Below are 1,645 nucleotides of genomic sequence, written 5' to 3'. Positions count from 1 at the left end.
TGTAAATCAAAAGCGTTGGTGTATTTTATTTATATTATTCTTAAATTTTACTTAAAATATGACAAATTTTTAAGTTTGGCATACTCACTTTTAGAATAAATTTCGTGCGAATAAACCCTACTTAACATTGTTATATCGTTGTGTCCTAAATGCTTTGCGATGATTGGCAAATCAAGCTTTAAATGTATGCAGTTTGACGCAAAAGTGTGCCTTGTAGAGTGTAGGCTACCTATTTTTAAATTCAGAGATTTTTTTAATTTATTAAACTGATAATAAATAGCAAAATAATCTAAACTAAAATGAGAAAAATTAATATTTTCTAATTCTTTTTTAAGTGCGTTTGATAGCGGGATTATCCTTGATTTTCCATTTTTTGGAGTGGTTATGCCGTATCTTGTGGCGTTTTTGGTAATGCTTATTAAGTTTTGCTTATAATTTATATCTTTTTTGGTGATTGCTAATATTTCACTAGCTCTTGCTCCTGTGTAAAAAGCAAAATATAAAAATGTTTTAAGCTCTCCTTCGGCTTTATTTAATAGCTTTTTTATGTGAAGTTGTTTGATGGTTTTGTTTGGTTTAATGGCTTTTGTAGGTTTTAGGAATTTGATATTTTTTAATGGATTTTGAGTGATTATTCCTAGTTCTAAAGCTAAATTTATACCTTCATTTGCATATGATATGAGTTGTTTTATAGTGCTATATTTTAATGATTTTTCTTGTAAAGTTTTTATCAATTCATAAGCTTTTAATTTTGTAAATTCTTTGATTTTTATATCTTTTAATATTTCAAAAAGCATTTTATGAAGGTATTTTTTGTTTTCAATTGTGCTTGGCTTTAAAGATGATTTTTTAAACTCAAATGAATAAAGGCAAAAATATTTTAGGCTTAATTCTTTTTGGCTTTTGAATAGTTTAAATAATGGCTTAAAAGCAATTTTGCATAGAAATCTTAATAATTTTAACATTTTTTATCCTTTTTATATAATATGTATTATATTGTATTGATAATATAATATTTATTACATATAATTACTTAAAAAAGGAGTGAAAATGAAAAATATTTCAATAAGAATAAGTGAAGAAGACAAAATCGCAGTTGAAAATATATTTAATGAATTAGGACTTACTTTAAGTAGTGCTACACTTGCATTTTACAAACAAGTAATTATTAATAATGGCTTACCATTTGAGCTAAAAGTCGATCCATTTTATTCTAAAAAAAATATTGATAGATTAAAAAAATCTATCGCTGAATTGGAAAAAGGTGAATACATTACAAAAGATGTTTTAAATGATTAAATGCTGGTCTAATGATGCTTGGGAAGATTTTTTGTATTGGCAAGAAAACGATAAACAAGTGCTAAAAAGGATTATAGAATTAATAAAAGACATTGATAGAAACGGCTATTTAGGGATAGGAAAACCGGAGAGATTAAGCGGTGATTTAGCTGGTTATTATAGTAGAAGAATTGATAAAAAAAATAGGATTGTATATAAAATCGCAGATGGGAAAATCCTAATCGCTCAATGCGGCTCTCATTATAAAGACAAATAAGCTTATAAATCTTCAAAATATTAAAAATTGTCAAAATTTAGCTAGTTTAACTAGCTAAATTCAATATGAAATTTTAATTAGAAAATCAAC

General features: G+C 25.4%; 3 protein-coding genes. 2 read left to right on the top strand and 1 reads right to left on the bottom strand.

Annotation, left to right across the window (positions count from 1 at the left end; translation table 11 throughout):
• Positions 1-47: 47 nt before the first annotated feature.
• Positions 48-965, bottom strand: a complete 918-nt coding sequence (locus AVBRAN12642_RS09640; protein WP_336608306.1) for a tyrosine-type recombinase/integrase — start codon at positions 963-965, stop codon at positions 48-50.
• An 85-nt stretch (positions 966-1,050) separates the two neighbouring features.
• On the opposite strand from AVBRAN12642_RS09640, the gene AVBRAN12642_RS09635 reads away from it, so the two are divergent.
• The gene (locus AVBRAN12642_RS09635) at positions 1,051-1,299 is read left to right on the top strand and encodes a type II toxin-antitoxin system RelB/DinJ family antitoxin (protein WP_214119493.1); all 249 of its coding nucleotides are present in this window, start codon (positions 1,051-1,053) and stop codon (positions 1,297-1,299) included.
• A complete protein-coding gene (locus AVBRAN12642_RS09630) occupies positions 1,292-1,555 on the top strand; it encodes a Txe/YoeB family addiction module toxin (protein ID WP_214119495.1) in 264 nt (87 codons plus the stop codon). Before AVBRAN12642_RS09635 ends, AVBRAN12642_RS09630 begins: the two co-directional genes overlap by 8 nt.
• The last annotated feature ends 90 nt before the right edge of the window (positions 1,556-1,645 follow it).

The sequence above is a fragment of the Campylobacter sp. RM12642 genome (assembly GCF_020137635.1).
Classification (GTDB): domain Bacteria; phylum Campylobacterota; class Campylobacteria; order Campylobacterales; family Campylobacteraceae; genus Campylobacter_E.
Note: the sequence above shows the minus strand (reverse complement) of the source record. Positions and strands in the feature narration are given on the sequence as shown.

Coding starts and splice junctions, on each gene's coding strand:
- AVBRAN12642_RS09640 (WP_336608306.1), bottom strand. CDS start 965: ATGTTAAAATTATTAAGATTTCTATGCAAAATTGCTTTTAAGCCATTA.
- AVBRAN12642_RS09635 (WP_214119493.1), top strand. CDS start 1,051: ATGAAAAATATTTCAATAAGAATAAGTGAAGAAGACAAAATCGCAGTT.
- AVBRAN12642_RS09630 (WP_214119495.1), top strand. CDS start 1,292: ATGATTAAATGCTGGTCTAATGATGCTTGGGAAGATTTTTTGTATTGG.